We start from the raw sequence: 25,169 nt of genomic DNA, 5'->3' as shown, positions 1-25,169 counted from the left end.
ATTCCCTTTAATGAAGTTCACTTTGTTTCCTCCATTGCCTTCTAACACTCTATTCCTCTTCTTCCTGTTATCTTAACTTATTGGTACTTACATAATCATTATTGGGAAAAATGAAGCTGGGATCAAACTAAATAGTAAATCTATAAAGTCGGACTCTCTAAATGTTTTTGTCCCAGCCTAAATTTATCTAAGTACTTTTTAATGAATACTATCTATTGTTTCATAAAAGCGATTTTTGTTCAAGAATTGTTTGAATTTTTGTAACCATCAAGTCAATTGCTACATGATTATGGCCGCCTTCTGGAATGATAACATCTGCATATCTTTTCGTTGGTTCTATAAATTGATTATGCATCGGGCGAACTACATTTACATATTGTTCAATCACGGAGTCAATGGATCTTCCTCTTTCTTTGATATCTCTCATCAATCTTCTGATAATACGCAAATCAGCGTCTGTATCCACAAACAGCTTCATATCCATTAAATTTCTTAGACCTTCATCTTCTAAAATTAAAATACCTTCAACAATAATTACATCCTTTGGCTCAACTAGTATCGTTTCCTCTGAACGGGTATGCATGGCATAATTATATACAGGCTTTTCCACTGACTCATAATTTAATAATTTTTGAATGTGGCTTATTAATAACTCCGTATCAAATGCGAGAGGATGATCATAATTTGTTTTCAATCTCTCCTCAAAAGGTAAATGAGATTGATCTTTATAATAATAATCTTGTTCGAGCATCAAAATGGAATGTCCTTTAAAATGGTCAAATATAGCTTTTGTCACACTTGTTTTTCCAGAACCGGAGCCACCTGCGACACCTATTACTACTGGTTTCGGCTGCATGCTAATTAAAGCTCCTTTCGCATCATATTATTTGGATAAACAGGGTGATCCACCTTGAATTTAACAATCTGTAACGGATGTCTTGCTGCATCGATTTCGTTGCCATCTGCATCCCAAATTTTTTCAACAACCATTGTAAAATTATCGATTTCTGGACCGAAAAATTCGACTTCCTGCCCCTGTTTAAAGAAGTTTCTTTGTTGTAATGTTACCATTTTTGTATCTTCTTGATAATCCAGCACTAAACCAGCAAAGTCAAATGTAGTCTTTTTGCTATGATTTCCAAACATTTGCTCTTTATACCCTGGCTGTCCCTCAAAGAAAGCAGGTGCTGTCTCTCGATTTGCACATTTATCCAGTTCTTTTAGCCACTCCTCTTGAATGATAAAGTTGTCTGGATCAGCACAATAAGCATCAATAACTTTACGATATACACTAACAACTGTTGCTATATAATGAATAGATTTCATTCTACCTTCAATTTTCAAACTATCAATACCTAGTTCAATCATACGAGGAATCGATTCAACTAGTTTTAAGTCTTTCGGGCTCATTGCAAAAGGGGCATCCCCATCCGTAAATAAAGCCTGTTCTTCTTCTCCCTCTAGCTTGTATAAATCATAGTCCCAACGACAGGATTGACAGCAACCACCACGATTTGAATCTCTAGCAGTCATATGATTACTTAATGTACAACGGCCTGAATAAGCGATGCACATCGCACCATGGATAAAGGTTTCAATTTCAATATCTACTTTTTCTTTCATTTCTTTTATTTCATCAGCACTTGTTTCACGAGCAAGCACAACACGTTCTAATCCTTCTTCCTTCCAATATTGAACAGCCTTCCAATTTGAAAGAGATTGCTGTGTACTTAAATGGACCTCAATTTCCGGTGCTACTCGTCGACAAGTTTCAATGATTAGAGGATCGGCAACTATTATTCCGTGAACACCTGCTGCCTGTAAACCTAATAAGTAATCTTCCAATCCATCGATATTTTCGTTATGTGCAAAAATATTAGTTGTTACATATACTTTCGCCTGATATTTCTTCGCAAACTCCACTCCTTCTTTCATTTCTTCAAAAGTGAAGTTTCCAGCATTCGAACGAAGTCCATACTCTTGCCCACCAATAAATACAGCATCTGCCCCGTAAGCAACAGCGATCTTTAATTTTTCTAGATTACCAGCTGGTGCTAATAGTTCCGGTTTCTTTATAATTACTCTTTTTCCATCTCTTATTTCAGAAATAGGATCTTTAACTATTGTCATTTCCCTTCTCCTCCATTTTTTAGTAAACCGTTTCTTTAAAGAAAAATCCTGTATCTAATGGTCTATTAGGTGGTTGAATTTTTTCTATTTCAGCAAGTAAATTATCTTTTTCTTCGTCATATTGACCTGGATTATTTAAGTACATGGATATTGCTTTATGATAAAAACCAGTAACTGCAATAATATATGCTGAATCTTTTAGAAGACCATCAATTTTAAAAGAGTCAACGCCAGCTTCTATAAGGTCTTGAAGCTCATCAATAATACAAATATCATTTGGACTCATAATATGCGTACCATTTTCGTCCTGAAAAATAGGGTATTTATTTGCTCTTTCTTTATCATGAAGAAATAAATTCTTATCCGTTTTGCTCGCTTCCAATTCCACTTCTTTCCCTTGATATTGGAAATAGTGTTCTAGCAAAGTACGTTTTGATTGAAACATTGTTGCCATTCCATGAACCTGAATTTCTATTTCTACTTCTGCGTTCTCTTTTGTTTCAATAATAGCATCCATGCTAATTTCTCTCGCCAGAACTGCTCTTTTCGCTCCTTTTCGCCCCCAGTAATTACACGTATACCAGTTCGTTCCTGTCGTTTCTGTACTCCAGTGTAATTTCAAGCTTGGAGCTACTTCTCTAGCAATCATTAAAACAGCTGGATCTCCATAGATAACAGCATCTGCTTTCACATCATTTAAAAAACGAAGATATTCTGTTACATCCTCTATTTTATCATTATGAAAAATAGCATTTACAGCTACATAAACCTTTTTTCCTCTTTGGTGAGCTATTTCAATCGTCTTTTTTGTTGCCTCACGATCAAATTCACCAGCTAATCTCAAACCAAATTTTTGCTCACCAATCACAAATGCATCTGCTCCATTATCAATAAGTGGCTCAATATCATTTATGCTGGTTGGCGTTACTAGTAATTCCGGTTTTTTCATGATTATCCCCTCTTTTTACTAATTGCAATACCGTCTCCGACAGGCAAAATCGCTGTGTGGTATTCCTGATTTTCCATTAGCCATTGATTGTAATTTCTTATTTTACGTACTAATTGGCGAAGGTTTCTACTCTCTATCTCCCTTTCTGCAACTAAGCCATGAAATAGTATATTATCTGTATATACGATTCCGTCAGCTGATAAAAATTGGCTATATAGATTAAAAAACTTTTGATACTGTCCTTTTGCTGCATCAATGAAAATGGCATCAAACGGTCCATAATGTTCTACAGCGGAATCGAGTTCAAGGGCATCACCTTGCAATAAGATTATTTGTGATTCCTTTTTAAGCTTTTTTACATTTTCTTTCGCTACTAAATACCGGTGTTCGTCTCTTTCAATCGTTAATATTTGAGAAAACGGGAGTACCTCTGCCATTCTTAATGCGGAATAGCCAATTGCTGTACCAACCTCCAAGATTTTTTTAGGCTGTTGAATACGCAATAATTGTAATAATGCTTCTATTCCTACTAACTCCATGATTGGAACTTCATTTTGTCGAGCATACTCTTCTATTTCTCGCAATTGCTCATTTCTTTCTGGAATTAATTGTTCAATGTAATCCAGGATTTGTTTATTTTGCAAGGATGAGTCCCTCCTATTTTCCTTAAAGCCCTATCCTTTTTTGTCTTCTACCTAAAAATAGTTAGCTTCTGAATAAGAACCTAACAACTCATTAAATGTGTATGAAATTCGGGTAATTGACTAATATATACTCAAAAACACTTGTACTATTTTATCATAAAATATTGTTGAATGCTAATAAATCTTCGGTTATCAAATGTAAACACCGTATAATTTTGACGAATTTTCGAACAATCTAGGATGGAAATCAAAATAGATTAAACTAGACAAAAAGACTGCAGCAATTTTTTTGCCTGCAGTCTCTTTTTTAATTATTCTCTGTAATATATTTAGCTTTCAATTCATTATGCTCATTAAGCGATTTAGAGAAGTATACTTTCCCATCTTTCGAAGCTAGAAAATATAAATAATCGGTTTCTTCCGGATGTAATGCAGCTTCCATGGAAATCGTTCCAGCATTCGCAATTGGGCCAGGCGGTAAGCCTACATTTTGATAGGTATTATATGGAGAATCTACCTCTAGGTCTTCATAAAGCACTCTATCCTTATGTTCACCTAATGCATAGAGGACAGTAGGATCTGTTTGCAGAGGCATGCCTTCTTCAATCCGGTTATAGAAGACACTTGCAATTTTTTTTCGATCCACATTTTTTGTAGCCTCTTCTTCTATTAAAGAGGACATTGTCAAGAATTGATGAACAGTTAAATCATCTCTTGCAATCTCCGTTTCATATGCATTTACGACACTTTCTGTTTTATCAAGCATGACAGAGATGATTGATTCTAGTGTTGGTTTTTCTTCATAATAAGAATATGTGGCGGGGAATAAATATCCCTCAAGTGGATACTTAATATTTTTCGCCCAAATTTCTGTTGTCAGAATATCAGGATACTGTGCCATTAACCCCTTGATAAATGTCTCATCATTTAATTGCTTCCAAATTTCTTCTTCTTTTTGATTTGTTTTTTCTGCAATAATAGCAGCTATTTCCTTGAGCTGTTTGCCTTCAGGTATTGTCATAGTAAAAATTGGCTCCTGCATAATCTTGCCTGTTTTTAAGCTTTCAATGATTTCCTGAATCGTCATGGAAGGATTCATGTGATACTCCCCTGCCATAAAATTCGACTCATTCTTAAATTTTACATAATATTTAAACACCTTCGCATTTTTTACGAGTCCATTATCTTCCAGCAATTGAGAAATAGTGCTTACACCAGAACCAATTGGAATATCAATAATAATTTCTTTATCACTGTCAGAACTAACAGGCTGAAGTGCTGATTTTATATAGAAATAACCAGAAGTCCCTACAACTGCTACAATTATAATCAATATAAGGGCAACGATCGCCACTATTCTTCTTACTAATTTCGCTTCTTGTTGTCTCTGATTTAAATTAGCTAAAAATAACTCTTTCTTACTCTTTGAAGCATTCTTTTCGTCTTTATTTTTAGTCAACCTTTTCCCTCCTTGACACACACCAATCAAACTTTTTTACATATCTCGACCTATTATACTATATTTTGCAAAGAAATTTGTAGCTTTTATCAAAATTTACCTGTCGATGGGAGGCTAACATAGCTGGATAGTAACTTAACATCAGATATTTTCCGATACTATGGCGTTTATTATGCTGATTTGAAATCGAAGGATCGCTCTATTTATTTACATAGACTGATAGTCAAAAATGTAACAATTTATTTAGAACAAAGCAAAAAAAGAGCCCTAAATGGACTCTTTTTAACCGTAAATTATTCTTCTTCTTGTTCTGCAAGGAATGTGTTAAGCATTTCTTCAACAAGATCCCATTCTTCTTCAGTTTCAATTGGAGAAAGCTCACCGTCTCCTGTTTCCTCGTTCGGAATGAAAGAAGATGCGTGGATATCGATTTCTTCATCGTCATCTCCTTCGCCCATAGGATAGTATAATACATATGATTTTCCGAATTCATCCGATTCAAATGTAAACAGAATCTCACATAATTGTTCATTACCTTGCTCGTCTACAACTGTAATTGTATTAGTTTCACCGTGTTCCATTATTTCCACCTCATTATTTTTGGCTGTCTAAATACCCTTGCAAGATCAAGGATGCAGCCATTTTATCAATAACTTTTTTGCGTTTTTTCCTACTAACATCTGCTTCTAAAAGGATTCTCTCAGCAGCCATTGTTGTTAGTCGTTCATCCCAAAAAATAACTGGCAATTCAAATCGCTCTTCTAAAAGCTTACCGTACAATTGGCTAGCTTCACCACGAAAGCCTATACTACCATTCATATTTTTGGGAAGTCCAACCACTATTTTACCTACATCATACTCAACAATCAAGGATCCAATGCGTTCTAGACCAAATCGTTCTTTTTCTTCATCGATTTGAATCGTTTCAATTCCTTGTGCTGTCCATCCTAAAGCATCACTAACAGCTACTCCAACTGTTTTTGAGCCAACATCCAAGCCCATTACTCGCATATGTTTATTCCTCTCGTTGCTGTTTTAAATAAAACTTCACAAGTTCCTCAATGATTTCATCACGCTCTAATTTTCTGATGATATTCCGCGCATCCATATGGCGGGGAATATAAGCAGGATCCCCGGAAAGCAGATAACCAACTATTTGATTAATCGGATTATACCCTTTTTCTTGAAGTGCTTCATATACTTGATAAAGTACTTCTTTTACATCATGTTCATATGGTTCTTCTGGAAAATTGAATCTCATTGTTTTATCGAATGAGCTCATTTTGAAACACCCCATTTCCTTTTCGAACAATTTCTGTTAAGAGTTATCTACATTTTACACTACTTGTCCCTAATATCAAACGGATTTCACATAATCTTCTACAAAATCTAGGGCATCCTTTAATTTAGATGGATCCTTCCCGCCTGCTTGAGCCATATCTGGACGACCGCCACCGCCGCCGCCGCAAATAGAAGCCACTTCTTTAACAATCTTCCCTGCATGATAGCCTTTATCCATTAAATCTTTCGTAACACCAGCGATGATATTTACTTTTCCTTCATTAGCACTTCCAAGAACTAATACAACAGAGCCAATTTTTTGTTTTAATTCATCTGCCATTGTACGTAAATTATTCATATCAACATTTGGTATTGATGCTGCTAACACCGGCACCCCATTTACCATTTTTACTTTTTCTACAAGATTTCCTGCTTCTATATTACTTAGTTTTGCAGCAAGCGATTCATTTTCACGTTGTAACTGCTTTACTTCAGTAAGAAGACTTTCAATTCGTGTAGCAACATCCTTTGGACTTGTTTTTAATTTATTTGCAGCATCTTTTAATAAATGAATTTGATCTGTTAATTGTTGATATGCAGCTTGTCCAGTTACTGCTTCTATACGTCTAGTTCCTGCACCGATTCCTGCTTCTGATACAATTTTAAATAAACCGATTGCTGAAGTATTGTCTACATGACAGCCACCACATAGTTCTAAGCTATATGAGCCCACTTGAACAACACGGACGATTTTACCATATTTTTCACCAAATAGAGCCATCGCACCCATCGCTTTTGCTTCATCAATATTTTTATAATCAATTTGTACCGCGATGCTTTCCCAAATTTTTTCGTTAACGATTTTTTCTATTTCATCTAATTCCTCAGCTGTAATTTGTCCAAAATGAGAGAAATCAAAACGTAAACGATCTGGTTGTACAAGGGAACCTGCTTGATTGACATGTGTTCCTAAAACATCCTTTAGTGCCTGATGCAATAAATGAGTAGCTGTATGGTTTTTAACAATTTTGGAACGATTTTGGCGATCTACCGTAGCCTTTAATTCATCTTTAACCATAATGGCTCCTGATTCAATCGTTCCTCTATGCAAGTTTTGACCATTAGGTGCTTTTTGAACATCTTCTACCCGTATGGTTACAAGTGTTGATTTCACAATTCCCTTGTCAGCAATTTGACCGCCGCTCTCAGCATAGAATGGAGTCTTATCTAAAATAAATTGAATTTCGTCACCAGCTTCTGCTGACTCCACTTCTTCTCCATCCTTTAATAAGGCAACTATTTTTGCTTCTGTTTCCCACTGTTCGTAGCCAACAAATTGACTTTCTACCTTGATATTCCCTAAAACACCACTTTGAACTTGCATACTGTCTACTTCTTGACGAGCTTTTCTTGCGCGATTACGCTGACTTTCCATTTCCCTTTCAAAACCTTCATGATCAATGCCAAGACCTTGTTCTTCCGCATATTCCTCTGTTAGTTCAACTGGGAAACCATAGGTATCATATAAGCGGAAAATATCTTCTCCTGCTATTACGCCCTTTTCCTTTGCTTTCTCCATTACTTCAGAAAGGATTGCAAGGCCTTCATTTAATGTTTCATGGAAACGTTCTTCTTCACTTTTCATTACTTTTTGAATGAACGGTGTTTTTTCCTTTACAGTTGGATAATAATCAACCATGATTTCTGCAACCACTGGAACTAATTCAAACATAAATGGACGATTAATGTTAATTTTCTTTGCATAACGTACTGCTCTACGCAATAATCTTCTTAAAACATAGCCTCTTCCTTCATTTGATGGAAGTGCTCCGTCTCCAATCGCAAAAGCAACCGTACGTATATGGTCTGCGATTACTTTAAATGCTTCATCACTTGAAGCATTCTCTCCATACTTAGCGTTTGCCAATTGTTCTGTAGCTTGTATAATTGGCATAAATAAATCTGTATCGAAGTTTGTAGGAACGTTTTGAACAACAGATGCCATACGCTCCAAGCCCATTCCAGTATCTATATTCTTCTTTGGAAGTGGAGTATAAGTGCCATCTGGATTATGGTTAAATTCAGAGAACACAAGATTCCAAACCTCTAGATAACGGTCATTCTCTCCACCTGGGTATAATTCTGGATCATTAATATCGTCGCCATATTCAGGACCACGATCATAGAAAATTTCTGTATTAGGGCCACTTGGACCTTCTCCAATATCCCAGAAATTCCCTTCTAAACGAATAATTCGGTTTTCTGGTACACCAATCTTATCTCTCCATAAGAGATATGCTTCTTCATCTTCGGGATGAATGGTTACAGATAATTTTTCTTTGTCAAAGCCAATCCACTTCTCATCAGTCAAAAACTCCCAAGCCCATTCAATTGCTTCTTCTTTAAAATAATCACCAATCGAAAAATTACCTAGCATTTCAAAGAATGTATGATGACGAGCTGTTTTCCCTACGTTTTCAATATCATTTGTTCGGATAGACTTTTGTGCATTTGTTATTCTTGGATTTTCTGGAATTACCCGACCATCAAAATATTTTTTCAATGTAGCAACTCCACTATTAATCCATAATAAAGATGGATCTTCATGGGGAACTAAAGACGCGCTTGGTTCAATTGCATGTCCTTTGCTTTGGAAAAATTCCAAAAATTTACTTCTGATTTCTGCACCAGTTAAATTCTTCATCACATTTCCTCCTATTTCTCTGTATGTATTTTTTTGCAAATATAGAGTTTAACCTTTTTTCGGCATAAAAAAAACTTCCATCCCTGGACAGGGACGAAAGTATTGCTCGCGGTACCACCCTGATTATGGATAAAAGTATACGAAGATACTATAAATATATTATCCATCTCTCAATTGTCCTTAACGCGGAACACGGCAGGGATTAGCTGCATTCAAGAACTAGCTTTCAATTATCCTTCACTGAGAACTCCTTTCAGCCAAAGGGAATTCCTCTCTTTACAAGTGGTCTATAATCTACTTTTTTCTTTCATCATTTTATCCATATATGCTTCATTCGAATTATACTGATTATTAGGCAGTATTGTCAATATCGGTCTATTTATATACGTTTTATTTCCGCCTCTTTTTTCCCAAAGTGTTTTCTCATATGGATAATTGCTACTTTAGCTATAGATAATAGCGGAACAGCAACAATCATGCCAATCAATCCTCCTATTTCCTCCCCTAAAAGAAGAGCAAACATAATAAATAGTGGATGCATATGGGTGCTTTTTCCCACAATGTAAGGGGATAAAATATTTCCTTCAAGAAACTGCAGAATAATAATGATGATGACCACAATAATCAGCATTTTAACCGAAACAGTACTTGCTACAATTAAAGCAGGTATCGCACCAATAATAGGTCCAAAATACGGAATAACATTTGTCACTCCTACAATGATTCCTAGTACTAGTGCAAACTTCATATGAAAAAACCAAAATAGTACCATGGAAATGACACCAATAATTGTACAAACTAATAATTGTCCTCTTATATAGCTACCTAATGATTCGTTGACATCCTCCAAAAAGACATGAGCACTATTGCGCCATTTTTTGGGGATTAATCCATTAAAAGCTTTTCTTACCGCATCAATATCTTTAAGCATGTAAAAAGAGATAAATGGAATAAGCATAATGACAATCGAATAATTGATCATTGCCATCGCCCCATTAATTACCTTATTCACAAGGGATTCCATCTTTGTTTCAAATATGCTGATTCCTCGGTCAACTCTTTCCTGAATATTAAATGGCCAAGATTCCATTTTATCTTGAATCGAGTCAATGAGATCTTTATATTGTTCTGCAAGCTTGGGAGCACTTTCTGTCAGTTCTTCCAGCTGCTGTATAAGAATGGGGATTCCTTTATACAAGGCATATCCAATTCCACCGAAAAAAAGCATATAGATAAGTGCAACAGATAATCCTCTATGTAAACCTTTTTTATGAAGTATCTCTACAATAGGATGCAATAAATAGGTAATAAATGCTCCAATGATAAAAGGAGTAATTACTTTTGTGATAAGACTTAAAATGGGTAACCATAATGGTGATAATTTTATGAACACAAATAACACAATAAAAAGCAATAATGTAAATCCTAATCGGTAATACCATTTTATTCTTATGTCCATTTCCTTGCCTCCCTCCTAAACTATTGTGAGAGATAGAAGGAATTTTTATACACTTTCTAATCCATATCCTTCCGTTCAATAAAAAAGACTGTAGATTTTCGAACAACTCTACAGTCTTCCTCCTATACATTAGAACATTTTCATTACTTTTTTTTGCATTCTTTTTACTTGCTTCTGACTTAGCATATTTTTTTTTTGCATATAGCTTATCGCTGCTACTCCAGCGCCAATAGCTAGAGCTGTGTTTATCGCTTTACCCATTTTACTATGCACCCCTTTTAATAGAAGAGAGCGCCAATCCTAAATTTGAGAAGAACCTAGCTTAATCGACGCTCTTCTTCTTCAAATAGATCGTCTAAAGAACTTAAACTACCATCTTCTTCAACTTGATGTGTATGAATAATCCCTTTTGTTAGCGATAATTCAATAAAGCAATTCCAGCAGTAGTATTGATTGATTCCAATTTTTCCAATATCTTTGCTCTGGCAATTTGGACATTTGAGCATAGGAAAACACCTCATTATATTCGTTTCATGAAATTCCGAAACACAGGAATTTCCAGGTAAGCATTCCCATTATGCTCAAAACAGCATCCATTTATACCAGAATTTCTTAGGAGTTGGCGATTATTTCATGGAAATTTAGAATCGTTCTGGAATATTCGAAGAAGAATAACATTACTATTTTTCGCTTACGAGTTAAAAACATGTAGGGCAAACTTTGGCAAAAAAAAATCCCCTAAAGAGGGAATTTCATTTTACCGCATTATACTTCCATAAAGTCATATGGAGTTATATTATCCATGCCGATCATTGGGTCAATCTCATTGATTTTGCCTTCGTACAATAAATCAAAAGAATTCTCTGTGGACAGCTCTGCCTTTTCATCTGGTTTGTAGACATCTGCAAACATTTCTTTGATTTTTTCTTTTAAGGTCGTTTGACGATTTAATTCGTCATTTCTGCTGACGCCTAGTTCCATCGCTTCTATTTCACCGCAAAGAATTAAGAATTGTTTACTTCTTGTGATGCCCGTATAAATGAGATTTCGTCTTAACATCCGATAATAGCTTTTAACTATTGGCATAATGACGATTGGAAACTCGCTTCCTTGTGATTTATGGACAGAACAACAGTAAGCAAGCGTTATTTGATTCAAATCCTGTCTCGTATACGTCGCTTCTATGCCATCAAAAGAGACAATAACCATATCTTGTTTTTCTGTATTTTCCTTCGCATAAAAAATCGATACAATTTCCCCCATATCACCATTAAAAACATTGCTTTCTGGTTGATTGACAAGCTGAAGTACTTTATCACCAATTCGGTATGTAACCTCTCCAAATTTCAGCTCTTTCCTGGTGCCATCAGGATTAGGATTTAATATCTCCTGTAATATGGCATTCAATCGATCGATCCCCGCTGGTCCTCTATACATCGGAGCCAATACTTGTATATCCATAGGGGCAAACCCTTTATTTTTGGCATTTAGAACAATTTTTTCAATCGCTTGCGGAATCTGATTGGAAGAGCATTTTATAAAGGAGCGATCTCCCTGTGGTGTAAGTAAATTGGCTGGCAGCTGTCCTTTTTTCATTTCATGAGCCAGTTCGATAATCGAAGAGCCTTCTGCTTGGCGATAGATATCTTTCAATTTAACAGTTGGGATGCAAGCTGAATCAAGTAAATCCTTTAGTACTTGTCCAGGCCCTACGGATGGAAGCTGGTCTTCATCCCCTACTATTATCACTTGAATATGTTCTGGTAAAGCTTTAAATAATTGATGAGCTAACCATATATCAACCATCGACGTTTCATCCACAATGAGAATCTTTCCCTCAAGAGGATGATCCTCATCTCGCTCAAATGTACCTGTACCATTCCACCCTAATAAGCGATGAATGGTAACTGCCGGTAAACCTGTAGACTCTGCCATCCGCTTTGCTGCTCTACCGGTAGGTGCAGCAAGAATAAAAGGATAAGGCTCATCATTTTTATAATCTTTCGGATCCAAAGAACAGCCATGCAATTCTCCATACAATTCAACAATTCCTTTTATTACTGTCGTTTTTCCTGTACCAGGACCCCCTGTTAATATAAGCATCGGAGACATCAACGCCGTTTGAATTGCTTCTCGTTGGGATGGGGCATACTGGACACCAATACGATCCTCCAAATTTCCTAATGCTAGAAGAAATTCCGACTCTGGAAATTGGTCTTTGTACTCCGACTGTTCCATTACTCGCTTAATATTTCTTACAAGTCCTTTTTCTGAGAAAAATAAGGAAGGCAAATATATTTTCTTATTTTCGACTATAATTTTCCCTTCTTCTTCCAACTGGATAATTTGATCTGCTATTTGCGAAAATTCAATCTCCTCTTTTTGATTTTCTTCCAGTAGTGTTTTCACTTTTTCTAGCAAATGTTCAGCATGAAGGTAAACATGTCCCTCTTGATTACTGCTTAACTCTAAAATATATAAACACCCTGCTTTTAATCGGTCAGGGTGATTTCCTATAATCCCTATTTGTGCCCCTAAATCATCCGCTTTACCAAATCCTATCCCTTCTATATCTTCCACCAATTTATAAGGATTGGTCTGCACAGTTTCTATTGTATTTTCTTTATATACTTGATAAATTTTCATTGATAATTGTGGACCAAATCCAAATTGATTGAGCGAAACCATTGCTTGTTCTAAGCCCTGGTTTTTCATTAGCGTATCATATAATACCTTTGCCTTATCTGGAGCAAGTTTAGGCACCGTATCCAAAATGGACGGCTGATTCATAATTTTAGAAATTGCTTCTTCTCCCAATGTTTCTACAATATTTTCAGCAGTTTTTTCCCCAATCCCCTTAAACAGATTGCTGGATAAATATGCGATGATTCCTTGCTTTGTCTGTGGCATCTCTTTTCGAAAGGAAGTTGCTTGCAGCTGTAGCCCAAATCTTGGATGCTCTTTAAAATCACCATAGAATGTATAAGTTTCTTCCTCATTCATCTTTGGCAAATAGCCTGTAATAACTGCTTCTTTATCATCGTAATCATGATTGGTTTCGTCTACTCTTATTCTTATAACAGAATAGAGATTTTGTTCATTATGAAAAATAGTAACAAGGTGACGTCCCTTTATGTACTTTTTTTCTTTTTCAAAAAGATCCAAAGAATTTTGCTCGTTCAACTGTCATCCCCCTTTCACTTTTTACTTTGAAAATTATTTTCCTTCTATTATTTGCTTCCCATAGCCAGCAAGAAGATGATCTGGCTGAATTTCTAGAGCCTTATCAAACATTTCTTTTGCTTTCTCTGACTCTTCTTTAAAACCATATGCAACCCCTAAATTATAGTATGCATCAGCGTGAGTAGCATCTAATGAAATACATGCTTGAAATTGCGTGATTGCCTCATCGATATATTCACTTTGTGCTAGGCAAAGACCTAATTGGAAATAAGCCTCAGCATCTTGATTATTTAATTCAACTGCACGTTGAAAATAAGGAATAGCAAGCTTCCCCTTTTCTAAACCAACATATGTTAATCCTAGCATAAAGAAATTATCACTTGTTTCTAATCCCTTTGCTAGTGCTTGTTCAAACATTGTTTTAGCAGATTCCAAATCTTCTTTCTCATAGTAAACTGCGCCTGCACTATAATAAGCTGCAGCAGTAGTATCATCTATTTCAATCGCCTTTTGATAAAAGGACAATGCTATTGTGTCATCTCCTAAAGCTGATAAGACATTTCCAAAATTCACATAAGAAACAGCATTTTGGGGATTTTTCTCTATTTCGTCCATAAAAAACTTTGCTGCTTCCTCCCATTTTCCCTCTTGCATATATTGTATTCCTAATTGACTATTATCCATCTTAAACACTCCATTTCTTATTGGTAGTATAGCATATTTTTAAATAAAATTCGGTTAAACAACAGCCAAAAGAAACTAGCAAATATCCTTAAAGCAGTGGATATTGCTAGCTTCCTTTGACTTTTCTAAAATAACTGCCGACTAACTATTATTAGCCGACACCTATTATTACCCAACATATGTTAATCTTTCACTATCTCGGAACACTTTATCAATCGTTCCGCCACCTAAGCATTCTTCTCCTTGATAGAATACGACTGCTTGTCCTGGAGTTACAGCACGAATTGGTTCATGGAAAATAACTTTCACCGTTTTTTCATCGATAACCTCAACCGTCACTTTATTGTCTGGCTGACGGTAACGGAATTTAGCTGTACATTCAAAAGATGTACCAATTCTATCGTTCGATACCCAGCTAACATTCGTTGCAATAATGCTGTCAGAATAAAGTAATTCATGATGGAATCCTTGTCCAACATATAGGACATTTCGTTGTAAATCCTTGCCGATTACAAACCAAGGATCTCCACTTCCACCAATGCCTAAACCATGTCTTTGCCCAATTGTATAATACATAAGTCCATCATGGCGGCCAACTATTTCTCCATCCATTGTTTCCATATTCCCTTTTTGAGCAGGAAGATATCCACTTAAGAATTCTTTAAAATTACGTTCTCCGATAAAGCAAATACCTGTACTGTCTTTTTTCGTAGCAGTTGCAAGATTTGCTTTAGCAGCAAGTTCGCGAACCTTTGATTTTTCCATTCCACCAATAGGAAACATTACTTTGCTTAATTGTTCTTCTGTTAATTGATTTAAAAAGTACGTTTGGTCTTTATTATCATCTTTCCCTCTAAGCATGCGCACTTGTCCATCTTCTCTAACAACTTGTGCGTAATGTCCTGTTGCTAAATAATCTGCCCCAAGACTCATCGCATGCTCTAAGAAAGCTTTAAACTTAATTTCTTTATTACACATAACATCAGGGTTAGGCGTTCTACCTGCTTTATACTCTTCTAGGAAATAAGTAAATACTTTATCCCAGTATTGTTTTTCAAAGTTTACTGCATAATAAGGAATTCCTAGTTGATTGCAGACGCGGATAACATCTTCGTAATCTTCTGTAGCTGTACAGACACCAAATTCATCTGTATCATCCCAGTTTTTCATGAAAATTCCGATTACATCATATCCTTGTTCTTTTAAAAGAAGTGCTGCAACAGACGAGTCAACTCCACCGGACATCCCTACTACAACACGTGTATCTTTTGGTGCTTTTTCCATTTCTATTTCCCCTTCAGCCCTTCCCTTTTCATGGAAGGGAAGGTTATTATTTTGTCAGACGGTTAATGATTTTAACTAACTCATGACCGACCTTTTTTATTTGTTGTTCTGTATTATTTAAACCAAAGCTAAATCGAATCGAATTTTTTGTTCTTTCCGATTCTTTTCCAAACATACTCACTAAAACATGGGATGGTTCAATTGATCCAGCCGTACATGCTGAACCACTAGAGGCAGCAACACCAGCTAAGTCTAGATTAACTAACATCGCTTCAACATTTGTACCAGGAAAGCTTAAGTTTAAAACATGTGGTAGGGTATTATCAACTAATCCGTTTTGCTCAAACGAAATATTATTTTCCTTTAAGATTTCAATCAGCATTTCCTTATATTTTTTATATTGCTCTCTCTTCTGTACTCTATCCTGTTCAGCAATTTCTACCGCAAGCTGAAAGCCAGCTACAGAAGGTACATTTTCTGTCCCAGCTCTTCTTTTTTTCTCTTGCTCTCCACCAAATAGTTGGGGATTAAGCTTTATACCGTTTCTTACATATAAAAACCCTATTCCTTTAGGTCCGTTAATCTTATGAGAAGATACAGATAAAAGATCGATATGCTGTTCTTTCACATCAATTTCTTCTAAACTATAGGCTTGTACAGCATCTGTATGAAATACAGCTGGATGATCTTTTAACATTAAACCAATTTCCTTAATTGGCTGAATGGAGCCTACTTCATTATTGCCATACATAATAGTAACAAGAATGGTATCTTCTCTTAATACCTTTTGAAATTCATTTAAATCAATTACTCCATTTTCGTTTACAGGAAGATAAGTAATTTCATAGCCTTTTTTCTCTAATTCCTGGCAGGCATGCAATACAGCGTGATGCTCGATTTCTGTCGTAATAATATGTTTTCCTGTAGCTTCTTTGCTCTCTGCAATTCCAAAGATTGCGTAATTATCAGCCTCTGTGCCACCACTTGTGAAAATAATTTCATTTTCATGTGCACCAATGCTAGAAGCAATTACTGCTCTTGCATTATCTAAAATATTTCGCGCCTGTCTTCCATAAGAGTGAATACTAGAGGGATTTCCAAATTGGTCTTTCATGATTTCATACATTCTGTCAATTACTTTTGGATGCATGGGCGAAGTCGCCGCATGATCCACATAAATATGTTCCAAGTTATTCACCTTCATTTAGTTAGTTATCTTTTGTAATCACTATTTACACATATTTTGTTGTTTTTACAGGTTCATGTAAAAACCAGTCCGTGCCATACGTTTCAAATACTATCGAAATAAAATAATTTCAAAAAATTTTTATATATAAAACATATAACCATCCGTACTGCCATCTTCTTTGTGATTAGCGAGGTCTTCAATTGTTGTTGAATCCAGCACATCCTTTACCGCATCTCTGATTTTCATCCATAATGCTTTTTTGGCTGGTTCCTCATCTTCAATTCCTTCTACTGGGCTAATAGGTCCTTCTAATATGCGGATAATATCTCCAGCTGTTATTTTATTTGGATCATCTCCTAAAACATAGCCGCCATAAGCTCCGCGAATACTGCGTACATATCCTGCGTTACGCAATGGTGCAACTAATTGCTCCAAATAATGTTCCGAAAGATTATTTGCTTGTGCAATGGACTTTAAAGAAATCGGTCCTTCTCCATGTTTCTTTGCTAATTCCATCATAATCGTTAATCCATATCTTCCTTTAGTCGATATCTTCATTATTTTGCCTCCCGCTCCATTTTCGGTTGTTGAATGTTTTTCCCTGTTCTCACGTTTCGATTCAATATATAGGCCGTCCATTTTGTACACTGTGGAATACTCCACCCGGCAATTCTCCCTATTAAGATAGCATAAATAATGGTTCCCCATGAAACCGGTCCACCTAAGATCCATCCTATTATTAAAACCATGGCTTCCATAAATAATCTAGTCTTCGCAATGCTTCCACCAAATTTTTCAGACAAGACAATCATTAAACTATCTCTTGGGCCTGCCCCAAGTTTTGCAGAGATATAGATTCCCATTCCATATCCCATTATGATTAATCCTATTAAAAACATGATCCATCTGTTAAATAGTGCCGATGGAGTAATCATAATAGGAAGAAGCAAAAAGAAATCAATAAATATTCCTACTAGCACCATATTTAATAGTGCTCCAAATGGCGGGAACTTTTTAGAAAGAATGGCTGCAATTAATAATATAAAAAATCCGACTATAATTGCCCAGCTACCAATAGTTAAGCCAAATTGAATATGCAATCCAATATTTAAAATGTCCCAAGGGGCTGATCCTAAATTTGCTGTAATAACTAAAACAATACCTAATGACATAATCAAAAGCCCTAAAATAAAAATGATTAGTCTTTCAACTGGTTTATCCTGTCTTATTAAAGATTTCATTTGCTGCCCCTTTTACTTTTCCTATATTATGTGTTTCTATCTGTCTAATTACCATTAAGCATTATAGCATATTTACTAATGAATTGTTGAGAAGAAAACCTAGTCTCCGTTCAATATCCAGTATAATTATTTTATTTCCTATCTATTCAATAGGGTATCATATTTTTTCCGTTTCTATCTAATCAGCGGATTATTGTATTTCTATTTAACCTGCTTTACTATTATTTTTAGTTATGGCATCTCCTCATCCATGGAAAAAGAAAGAATTTCTTCTCTGAAAAAGAAGAAATTCTTAATGGTTATTGTTTTTCTTCCATTATCCTAATTGCTGATAAAACCATAATTTTTATTCCATGAAGCAAGCTATTTAACTGAAAATGCATGTCTGGATGATGGAGACCTGGCTCTAAATCAGTTCCTAAGCCAATCATTGTTGTTTGAAGATGGCTATTTGCTTTCGAATAATAATGAAAATCTTCCCCACCAGGTGTCACCGGTGGTTTAACTAACCCTTTCTCGCCAAGGATCTCTTTAATGCTCTTAGCTACTATCCCTTCCATCCATTTATTAGGATTTGCTGCAGGCATTTCTGATAATAATTCTAATTCTACTTTTGCACCATTTACTTCTCCAGCTAATCTTATTTCGCTTTCTAGTTTAGCAATAAGTTCCTCCATTGCCTCATTCGTTTGTGCTCGAACATCTAGTCCAAACTCCGCATAATCTGGAATAATATTAAAATTCTTTCCTCCCGCTTGAGCAAATGTTAATTTTGCCGATGCCGGAATAACCGGATTTAACGGGATGGAACGAATAGCTAAATTAATTGCTGTTAGGCTATCAATCACATTTATTCCTAAATGAGGTCTTGCTGCATGTGCCTGCATTCCATAAATTTTCCCTTTAATGCTTGCTGCTGCTCCATGATAAATAGCTGGAGAGCATTCGCCAAATCTCATTTCCTGAATTGGTCGTACATGTAGCCCTAATAAATAATCCACATCTTCTAAAAGTCCTTTATTGATAAAAGAAATCGCGCCACCACCAGTCTCTTCTGCTGGCTGAAAAAAGCATTTAATGCTAGCTGTTGGTTCTACGCCTAATGCCTTTAAACATTTTAATGTAAAAATTAAAATAGTCGTGTGTGCATCATGACCACAGGAATGATTTGCTTTCCATTCTCCGTTCACTTGCTGCCATAAAGCATCCATATCTGCGCGAAGACCTATGACAGGTCCGTTTCCATCCCCAAAAGAACCTACTATTCCTGTCTGATCATCAAATATTTCATAAGGAATCGATAGCTTCTCTAATTCACCCTTTATAAATTTTGTGGTTTCTATTTCTTCCCAACTTATTTCAGCATTTTCATGAAGATAGTGATACATTCCCAATATATTCTCTCTTTGTTGGTCTACCCAATGGTCTATTTCTTCCCGCATTTTCACCCTCCTATTGTTATTCCACTACACAATTATTATTGATTCCTTAATTATGAAAGTTTTTTGTTAAACAGAGCTAACAATATAATAGTTCACTAACTTATTTGTTGTTTGAAATGATTTCACCTTATACCCCTTTTTAAACAGAAGCATAAATGCATCTCTTAGTATGAAACGCCACTTTTCTGCTATCATAAAGTTTCTTTCTTTTATCATATGTATATTGTTTGGAACAGGAATCTTATAATAATCAACTTGTTCAGAAATTGTTTCTAACGAGGAGGGGCTAGGTATATCTTCAACCATCTTCCATGAAACACAAGATTGAATTTGCTCTTCTAGTGGAACATAATCAACAGAACTTTTTTTAAGATCCCATTCTAATACAAATCTGTCAGAAGGTAAGCCACCATTTAATTCATCATTCATTATTCCGTAATGATTAGGATAATAGGTTTTTACTATCCCGCCAAGTTTTGCAATATTAAGATAGGCATTCCTTGATTCTAATGGATCAAAAGTCCATATGATTTTTTTGTATCCCTGTCTTAATGCTAGTTCTTTTTGCTTTACTTTCATCTTATAGCCTAATCCACCATCTCGAATTTGTTGCTTAACAGCCATCATATGTGACACTAGATAGGCTTCATTTTGATAAAATCCAGGAAACCCATAACAAAAGCCAACTAATTCTTCCTTCAAAAACACTCCAATGATGATTCCGCCGTTATGAAGAGAAGCGACTAAAAATGGATAAGGCGTTGTATTCTTTTTGTTCCAAATGTCATCTTGAAATTCTACGACCTTTTGTATGTCTTTTTTATCGGTGACCTCTCTTATTATATAGGGATGCATCCATCATTTCCCTCCCAATCTCTCATACGGTTTTACTTTCATAAACTTTCGTAGTTAACAAGTATTTATTAATGACTTCCTTATTCAACTTAAAACCAATACCATCACCAGTCGGAACATCAATCTCTCCTGGCCTAGACAAAGTAACCTCTGGAAAAATAATATCTTCTTTCCAATATCGATTAGATGCAGATGTGTCTCCAGCGATTGTGAAAGAAGGTAGGGTTGTAATGGCAATATTGTGGGCTCTTCCAATTCCACCTTCCAGCATCCCTCCACACCAAACTGGAATGCTATGTTTTTCACATAAATCATGTATTTTTTTGGCTTCTGTCAGTCCCCCAACACGACCAATTTTAATGTTAATAATTCTACAGCTTCCTAGTTCAATCGCTTTGCGTGCATCTTCTACCGAATGAATACTTTCATCTAAACATATAGGGGTTGCAAGCTCACTCTGTAATATCGAATGATCAATAATATCATCATAGGCTAACGGCTGTTCAATCATCATTAATTTAAGTGGATCCATTTCTTTCAGTCGCTCAATATCTGCTAGCGTATATGCAGAGTTAGCATCAGCCATTAAAGGAATATCGTAGCCAAATGTTTCCCGAATTTTAGTCAATGGCTCTAAGTCATATCCTGGCTTAATTTTTACTTTGATCTTTTTATAGCCTTCCGATAGGAATCGATCCACTTTTGATAGGAGCTTGTCTGTCGTCTCTTCGATACCTATACTTACTCCTACAGCAATGGATGAGCTTACTCCACCCAGTGCTTTTGAAAGAGAAATCCCCTTTTTCTTACTATATAAATCCCACACAGCTCCTTCTAATGCTGCTTTTGCCATATTATTTCGTCTAATAGGCGCAAATCTTTTAGTAACATCATCTGGATGATTAATTTCCTCTTTTAACAATAGTGGAATTAGAAATGCATCTAGCATATAGGAAACAGTTCCTGTTGTTTCTTCACTATAGGTTGGATCTGGCAAAGCAACAGACTCCCCATACCCAATGTGCTCGCCACTAAATATTTTTATAATGAGAAAGTCCTTCTCTAAGAGTTTCCCAAAGCTTGTCTCAAAGGGACTCACCAATGGCATTTTTACATGTTGAACTTCTATTTTATCGATTTTCACCTTTTCACGACCTTCTCTTCTATTCTCTTTCTTCTATTTTAATAGTTATTTGAATTTTGTGTACACTTTTCATTCGATTTTCGAAATTTTTTCTAGTAAAAAGGACGTTAACATTTCAGACAAGTCAAAAAAGGATAGAAAATCTTATCTATCCTTTTTAAAACCAGCTAATTTTTCATAAATTGCGCCAAGTTTCTTCTCTTCTCCTGCTTCTGTTGGATGATAATACTGTGTTCCTTTGAGCTTCTCTGGTAAATATTCTTGATCGACCCAACCACCAAATGTTCCAATGGGATGGTCATGTGGGTAAATATAGCCAACATGTCCTAGCTTTTTGCTTCCTTCATAATGTCCATCTCTTAAATGCATGGGAATATCTCCAACTCTGCCACTGCGGACATCTGCTATTGCTGCATCTAATGCTTTATAGGCAGCATTGGATTTAGAAGATAAACACATCTCAACCACTGCTACAGATAGAGGAATTCGCGCTTCTGGAAGCCCTAATCTTTCACTCGCTGTTACAGCCGCTAATACATTATTCCCGACAGATGTTTTCGCAAGGCCAATATCTTCATAGGCAATTACGAGTAATCTTCTATTTACTGCCACCAAATCTCCTGTTTCAAGTAAATGGGCCAGATAGTAAAGGGCTGCGTCGACATCACTACCACGGATGCTTTTTTGAAGACTAGATAAAAGGTTATAGAAATGCGAACCTTTTTTATCGCCAAAAACGCCAACCTTTTCTATCATTTGGTCAATTGTTTCATCCTTGATAGTAAAAATGCCGTCCTCTTTATCTGATGAATAGACAATAGACTCTAGAAGAGTTAATGATTTTCTTGCATCCCCATTTGTACCTTTTGATATTCGCTTAATTTGCTCCTCACTAATTTGAATGGAAAGATTTCCTAGCCCTCTTTCTTCTTTTAAAGCTCGATGCAATAATTCTTCTATATCGCTATCTGTTAATCTTTTTAACTGTTTAATTTGTCCACATCTGCTTCTGATCGCAGGGTTCACATCATGATAGGGATTTTCTGTTGTTGCACCTATTAGAACAATATCCCCTCTTTCTACATGAGGTAATAAATAATCCTGCTGGGCTTTATTAAAACGATGAATTTCATCTAAAAAAAGAATGACTTTACCTGTCAATCTTGCTTCATCCACTACAGCTTCTACATCTTTTTTTCCTGATGTAGTCGCATTTAGTGCAATAAAGGGAAGCTTTGTTGTACCAGCAATGGCAAAAGCAATCGAGGTTTTGCCAATTCCAGGTTCACCATATAGAAGCATAGATGGAACATGTCCATTTTTAATCATTTTATATACACTTGTTGTTTTACCAATAATTTCTTTTTGACCAACTACTTCATCAAGATTAGTAGGGCGCATTCGATATGCAAGTGGTTCCCCGTTCATTTATACACCTTCTTGTTTAACTTCTTTCATTTATTATATCGTAAAAGAAGAATAGAAGAAAAAAGAATGAAAGCCAAAAGAACCTTCATTCAAAAAATTATGCTGCCACATCTCTCTTCTTAAATACCCAAAAGGCTAAACCAATGAACACAATAAAGTAAACGGATAGCATAATAATGGAGAAAGTCAACGTCATACCGCTTATCAATGGTGTTCCTTCAAAATACTGTGTCAAATCTGTATTAGCAAACAATAAAAATTTAGCCCAATCAAACCAATTGGCTAACAATACGGTTACTGTACTCCCCATAAACATTAAGAAAATGGAAATACCGATTGCAAGAGAACTGTTCCGGAAAACTGACGATATCATAAACGCCATCGTAGTAAGCATAAGGAGACTAATTGAATTTAGCCCATAAAAACTAATTAAATGAAGGAGCATGCTTTGTTCCTTCACTATCCCATTAGAGTAATGTAAATACGGATATGCATCATCTGGAAGACCAAATAAAATAGCTCCTAGAATAAACGAAAAGGCAAACACGACAAGTATGGATAACAAACCGAATAGCAATACCGTTAAATATTTGGATAGTAATATCTTCGTTCTCTTCAAAGGTCGGATAAGCAGAAGCTTTACTGTCCCCCAATTAAACTCATTTGCGACTATTCCAGCAGCTATAATAATCATAAATAAACCGGCGATACTAATTAACTGGATACAATCAGAAACAAAATCCCATGCAGAATACTCTACATTTGTACTATAATCATGCTTTATTCGATACTCATTTATCGTCATTTCCTTTGTATAATATTCTCTCATTTCGGTTGGAAGATGTTCATCCTCAAGCATTTCTTGGTAGCGTTTATTTTCCAATTCAAGACCATGCTTCCAGTTTTCATTATCTGGAACAGAAAATCCGCTAGATTGATATTTATTAAATGCTCCAAATAGTAGAACAGCAAGTAATAAGATACCAATCATCACTAGTGTTGCTGGACGTTTCCAAATTTTCATCCATTCATTCCTTATTAACTGAATCAAAATTATTCTCCCTCCTTTTGATTAGTCAATTCCAAGAATCGATCCTCTAATGTTTTTGAAACTTCTCTTATTCCAAAAATATCAATATTGTGTATAACAAGGGTTTTAATTATTTCTGGTATTTTTTCCTTCGTTACAGTTATTAAAAGTCCTTGTCCCCTTTTAATACATAGCACATCAGGTGAAATTTCTTGTAAGTGATTTATCGCTTCATCAATAGGATTTAGCTCTATTTCAAACACTTGCTCAACGGCAACAAAGTCCTTGACTAATTGTACATCAACTAGTCTCCCATCTTGAATTATGCCAATTCGGTCACACATCATTTCCATTTCAGATAATAAGTGGCTTGAAACAATTACTGCCATATTTCTTTCTCTTGCTAGCATTCTTAAATGATCCCTAATTTCTCGAATCCCGGCTGGGTCTAAACCATTTGTTGGTTCATCTAAAATCAATACCTTCGGATCATGCAAGAGGCTTTGAGCAAGACCTAATCGTTGTCTCATTCCGAGTGAATATGTACGCACTTTGTCATGGATTCGGTCTGTTAATCCAACTAATTCAACAGTTTCCATTATTTTCTCTTTAGATATCCCCTTCATCATTCTTGCATAATGTATGAGATTCTCATACCCACTTAAAAATTTATACATCTCTGGATTCTCTACAATTGCTCCTACATGCTTTATTGCTTTCTCAAATTGATCGCGGACACTCTCGTTACAAATATAAATATCTCCATCACTCATATTTATTAATCCAACAATCATACGTATTGTTGTCGTTTTACCTGCACCATTTGGACCAAGAAAGCCAAATACTTCTCCCGCTTCTACCTGGAAACTTAAAGAATCAATTATTTTTCTACCCTTTATTACTTTAGAAACATTTTTTAGTTCTACAACGGAAGACAATATCACTACCTACCTTTCGTTATTTTATATTTTCTTCATCACTCAACTATCTATTTTTTATTAGCCTTATTAAAGAAAACTTGGAATCTAACTCATTGTATTAGTTTACTATTTGGATTACACTG

At 35.6% G+C, this 25,169-nt stretch carries 24 protein-coding genes and 1 other annotated feature; all 24 genes read right to left on the bottom strand.

Annotation, left to right across the window (positions count from 1 at the left end; all coding sequences use genetic code 11):
• Nucleotides 1-220: 220 nt before the first annotated feature.
• Nucleotides 221-856 carry a uridine kinase gene (udk, locus tag ACWNMZ_RS12590; RefSeq protein ID WP_031538884.1) on the bottom strand — a complete coding sequence of 212 codons (636 nt, stop codon included), beginning with the start codon at nucleotides 854-856 and terminating at the stop codon, nucleotides 221-223.
• 5 nt (nucleotides 857-861) lie between these two features.
• Entirely contained in the window at nucleotides 862-2,130 is a 1,269-nt protein-coding gene (locus ACWNMZ_RS12585; RefSeq protein WP_031538882.1) for a peptidase U32 family protein, read from the bottom strand.
• Nucleotides 2,131-2,149: 19 nt separating this feature from the next.
• Nucleotides 2,150-3,079 (bottom strand): peptidase U32 family protein, encoded by a 930-nt coding sequence (locus ACWNMZ_RS12580; RefSeq protein WP_031538881.1) that lies wholly within the window; start codon nucleotides 3,077-3,079, stop codon nucleotides 2,150-2,152.
• A 2-nt stretch (nucleotides 3,080-3,081) separates the two neighbouring features.
• The gene (locus ACWNMZ_RS12575; RefSeq protein ID WP_031538880.1) at nucleotides 3,082-3,723 is read right to left on the bottom strand and encodes an O-methyltransferase; all 642 of its coding nucleotides are present in this window, start codon (nucleotides 3,721-3,723) and stop codon (nucleotides 3,082-3,084) included.
• A gap of 307 nt (nucleotides 3,724-4,030) precedes the next feature.
• The gene (mltG, locus tag ACWNMZ_RS12570; RefSeq protein ID WP_031538879.1) at nucleotides 4,031-5,182 is read right to left on the bottom strand and encodes an endolytic transglycosylase MltG; all 1,152 of its coding nucleotides are present in this window, start codon (nucleotides 5,180-5,182) and stop codon (nucleotides 4,031-4,033) included.
• A 293-nt stretch (nucleotides 5,183-5,475) separates the two neighbouring features.
• Complete coding sequence (locus ACWNMZ_RS12565) at nucleotides 5,476-5,763, bottom strand: DUF1292 domain-containing protein (protein ID WP_031538878.1); 288 nt, start codon at nucleotides 5,761-5,763, stop codon at nucleotides 5,476-5,478.
• 13 nt (nucleotides 5,764-5,776) lie between these two features.
• A complete protein-coding gene (ruvX, locus tag ACWNMZ_RS12560) occupies nucleotides 5,777-6,193 on the bottom strand; it encodes a Holliday junction resolvase RuvX (RefSeq protein ID WP_031538877.1) in 417 nt (138 codons plus the stop codon).
• A gap of 4 nt (nucleotides 6,194-6,197) precedes the next feature.
• Entirely contained in the window at nucleotides 6,198-6,464 is a 267-nt protein-coding gene (locus ACWNMZ_RS12555) for an IreB family regulatory phosphoprotein (RefSeq protein WP_031538876.1), read from the bottom strand.
• Nucleotides 6,465-6,539: 75 nt separating this feature from the next.
• A complete protein-coding gene (gene alaS / locus ACWNMZ_RS12550; protein ID WP_449598650.1) occupies nucleotides 6,540-9,167 on the bottom strand; it encodes an alanine--tRNA ligase in 2,628 nt (875 codons plus the stop codon).
• A gap of 86 nt (nucleotides 9,168-9,253) precedes the next feature.
• Nucleotides 9,254-9,487 (bottom strand) — a binding site (T-box leader).
• A gap of 59 nt (nucleotides 9,488-9,546) precedes the next feature.
• Complete coding sequence (locus ACWNMZ_RS12545) at nucleotides 9,547-10,626, bottom strand: AI-2E family transporter (RefSeq protein ID WP_031538870.1); 1,080 nt, start codon at nucleotides 10,624-10,626, stop codon at nucleotides 9,547-9,549.
• Nucleotides 10,627-10,755: 129 nt separating this feature from the next.
• A complete protein-coding gene (locus tag ACWNMZ_RS12540; protein WP_449598649.1) occupies nucleotides 10,756-10,887 on the bottom strand; it encodes a YrzQ family protein in 132 nt (43 codons plus the stop codon).
• Nucleotides 10,888-10,943: 56 nt separating this feature from the next.
• The gene (locus ACWNMZ_RS12535) at nucleotides 10,944-11,132 is read right to left on the bottom strand and encodes a hypothetical protein (protein ID WP_016202904.1); all 189 of its coding nucleotides are present in this window, start codon (nucleotides 11,130-11,132) and stop codon (nucleotides 10,944-10,946) included.
• Between the two features lie 259 nt (nucleotides 11,133-11,391).
• Nucleotides 11,392-13,809, bottom strand: a complete 2,418-nt coding sequence (gene recD2, locus ACWNMZ_RS12530; RefSeq protein ID WP_251627480.1) for an SF1B family DNA helicase RecD2 — start codon at nucleotides 13,807-13,809, stop codon at nucleotides 11,392-11,394.
• Nucleotides 13,810-13,842: 33 nt separating this feature from the next.
• Complete coding sequence (locus ACWNMZ_RS12525) at nucleotides 13,843-14,493, bottom strand: tetratricopeptide repeat protein (RefSeq protein ID WP_449598648.1); 651 nt, start codon at nucleotides 14,491-14,493, stop codon at nucleotides 13,843-13,845.
• A 168-nt stretch (nucleotides 14,494-14,661) separates the two neighbouring features.
• Nucleotides 14,662-15,777 (bottom strand): tRNA 2-thiouridine(34) synthase MnmA, encoded by a 1,116-nt coding sequence (gene mnmA, locus ACWNMZ_RS12520; protein WP_031540594.1) that lies wholly within the window; start codon nucleotides 15,775-15,777, stop codon nucleotides 14,662-14,664.
• Nucleotides 15,778-15,823: 46 nt separating this feature from the next.
• On the bottom strand, nucleotides 15,824-16,966 hold the full coding sequence (locus ACWNMZ_RS12515; protein ID WP_235247722.1) for a cysteine desulfurase family protein: 1,143 nt from the start codon (nucleotides 16,964-16,966) through the stop codon (nucleotides 15,824-15,826).
• A 138-nt stretch (nucleotides 16,967-17,104) separates the two neighbouring features.
• On the bottom strand, nucleotides 17,105-17,524 hold the full coding sequence (gene cymR / locus ACWNMZ_RS12510; RefSeq protein WP_031540596.1) for a cysteine metabolism transcriptional regulator CymR: 420 nt from the start codon (nucleotides 17,522-17,524) through the stop codon (nucleotides 17,105-17,107).
• On the bottom strand, nucleotides 17,524-18,207 hold the full coding sequence (locus ACWNMZ_RS12505) for a YczE/YyaS/YitT family protein (protein ID WP_031540597.1): 684 nt from the start codon (nucleotides 18,205-18,207) through the stop codon (nucleotides 17,524-17,526). The genes cymR and ACWNMZ_RS12505 overlap by 1 nt, the downstream gene beginning before the upstream one ends.
• Before the next feature lie 299 nt (nucleotides 18,208-18,506).
• Nucleotides 18,507-19,649, bottom strand: a complete 1,143-nt coding sequence (locus ACWNMZ_RS12500; RefSeq protein WP_035416894.1) for a M20 peptidase aminoacylase family protein — start codon at nucleotides 19,647-19,649, stop codon at nucleotides 18,507-18,509.
• A 66-nt stretch (nucleotides 19,650-19,715) separates the two neighbouring features.
• Nucleotides 19,716-20,504, bottom strand: coding sequence for a GNAT family N-acetyltransferase (locus ACWNMZ_RS12495; RefSeq protein ID WP_035416896.1), 789 nt, complete (start codon nucleotides 20,502-20,504; stop codon nucleotides 19,716-19,718).
• 22 nt (nucleotides 20,505-20,526) lie between these two features.
• Nucleotides 20,527-21,648, bottom strand: a complete 1,122-nt coding sequence (gene menC / locus ACWNMZ_RS12490) for an o-succinylbenzoate synthase (RefSeq protein WP_031540600.1) — start codon at nucleotides 21,646-21,648, stop codon at nucleotides 20,527-20,529.
• 144 nt (nucleotides 21,649-21,792) lie between these two features.
• Nucleotides 21,793-23,076: a replication-associated recombination protein A gene (locus tag ACWNMZ_RS12485; protein WP_031540601.1), complete on the bottom strand. Its 1,284-nt coding sequence runs from the start codon at nucleotides 23,074-23,076 to the stop codon at nucleotides 21,793-21,795.
• Nucleotides 23,077-23,173: 97 nt separating this feature from the next.
• On the bottom strand, nucleotides 23,174-24,127 hold the full coding sequence (locus ACWNMZ_RS12480; RefSeq protein WP_235247723.1) for an ABC transporter permease: 954 nt from the start codon (nucleotides 24,125-24,127) through the stop codon (nucleotides 23,174-23,176).
• Nucleotides 24,128-24,129: 2 nt separating this feature from the next.
• Nucleotides 24,130-25,044, bottom strand: a complete 915-nt coding sequence (locus ACWNMZ_RS12475; RefSeq protein ID WP_284561198.1) for an ABC transporter ATP-binding protein — start codon at nucleotides 25,042-25,044, stop codon at nucleotides 24,130-24,132.
• Nucleotides 25,045-25,169: the final 125 nt, after the last annotated feature.

The sequence above is a fragment of the Niallia sp. Marseille-Q9988 genome (assembly GCF_976954375.1).
Note: the sequence above shows the minus strand (reverse complement) of the source record. Positions and strands in the feature narration are given on the sequence as shown.

Excerpts from the sequence above, each read along its gene's own strand:
- udk (WP_031538884.1), bottom strand. The coding sequence starts at position 856 with ATGCAGCCGAAACCAGTAGTAATAGGTGTCGCAGGTGGCTCCGGTTCT.
- ACWNMZ_RS12585 (WP_031538882.1), bottom strand. The coding sequence starts at position 2,130 with ATGACAATAGTTAAAGATCCTATTTCTGAAATAAGAGATGGAAAAAGA.
- ACWNMZ_RS12580 (WP_031538881.1), bottom strand. The coding sequence starts at position 3,079 with ATGAAAAAACCGGAATTACTAGTAACGCCAACCAGCATAAATGATATT.
- ACWNMZ_RS12565 (WP_031538878.1), bottom strand. The coding sequence starts at position 5,763 with ATGGAACACGGTGAAACTAATACAATTACAGTTGTAGACGAGCAAGGT.
- ruvX (WP_031538877.1), bottom strand. The coding sequence starts at position 6,193 with ATGCGAGTAATGGGCTTGGATGTTGGCTCAAAAACAGTTGGAGTAGCT.
- ACWNMZ_RS12555 (WP_031538876.1), bottom strand. The coding sequence starts at position 6,464 with ATGAGCTCATTCGATAAAACAATGAGATTCAATTTTCCAGAAGAACCA.
- alaS (WP_449598650.1), bottom strand. The coding sequence starts at position 9,167 with ATGAAGAATTTAACTGGTGCAGAAATCAGAAGTAAATTTTTGGAATTT.
- ACWNMZ_RS12545 (WP_031538870.1), bottom strand. The coding sequence starts at position 10,626 with ATGGACATAAGAATAAAATGGTATTACCGATTAGGATTTACATTATTG.
- ACWNMZ_RS12540 (WP_449598649.1), bottom strand. The coding sequence starts at position 10,887 with ATGGGTAAAGCGATAAACACAGCTCTAGCTATTGGCGCTGGAGTAGCA.
- ACWNMZ_RS12535 (WP_016202904.1), bottom strand. The coding sequence starts at position 11,132 with ATGCTCAAATGTCCAAATTGCCAGAGCAAAGATATTGGAAAAATTGGA.
- ACWNMZ_RS12525 (WP_449598648.1), bottom strand. The coding sequence starts at position 14,493 with ATGGATAATAGTCAATTAGGAATACAATATATGCAAGAGGGAAAATGG.
- mnmA (WP_031540594.1), bottom strand. The coding sequence starts at position 15,777 with ATGGAAAAAGCACCAAAAGATACACGTGTTGTAGTAGGGATGTCCGGT.
- cymR (WP_031540596.1), bottom strand. The coding sequence starts at position 17,524 with ATGAAGATATCGACTAAAGGAAGATATGGATTAACGATTATGATGGAA.
- ACWNMZ_RS12505 (WP_031540597.1), bottom strand. The coding sequence starts at position 18,207 with ATGAAATCTTTAATAAGACAGGATAAACCAGTTGAAAGACTAATCATT.
- ACWNMZ_RS12500 (WP_035416894.1), bottom strand. The coding sequence starts at position 19,649 with ATGCGGGAAGAAATAGACCATTGGGTAGACCAACAAAGAGAGAATATA.
- ACWNMZ_RS12495 (WP_035416896.1), bottom strand. The coding sequence starts at position 20,504 with ATGCATCCCTATATAATAAGAGAGGTCACCGATAAAAAAGACATACAA.
- ACWNMZ_RS12485 (WP_031540601.1), bottom strand. The coding sequence starts at position 23,076 with ATGAACGGGGAACCACTTGCATATCGAATGCGCCCTACTAATCTTGAT.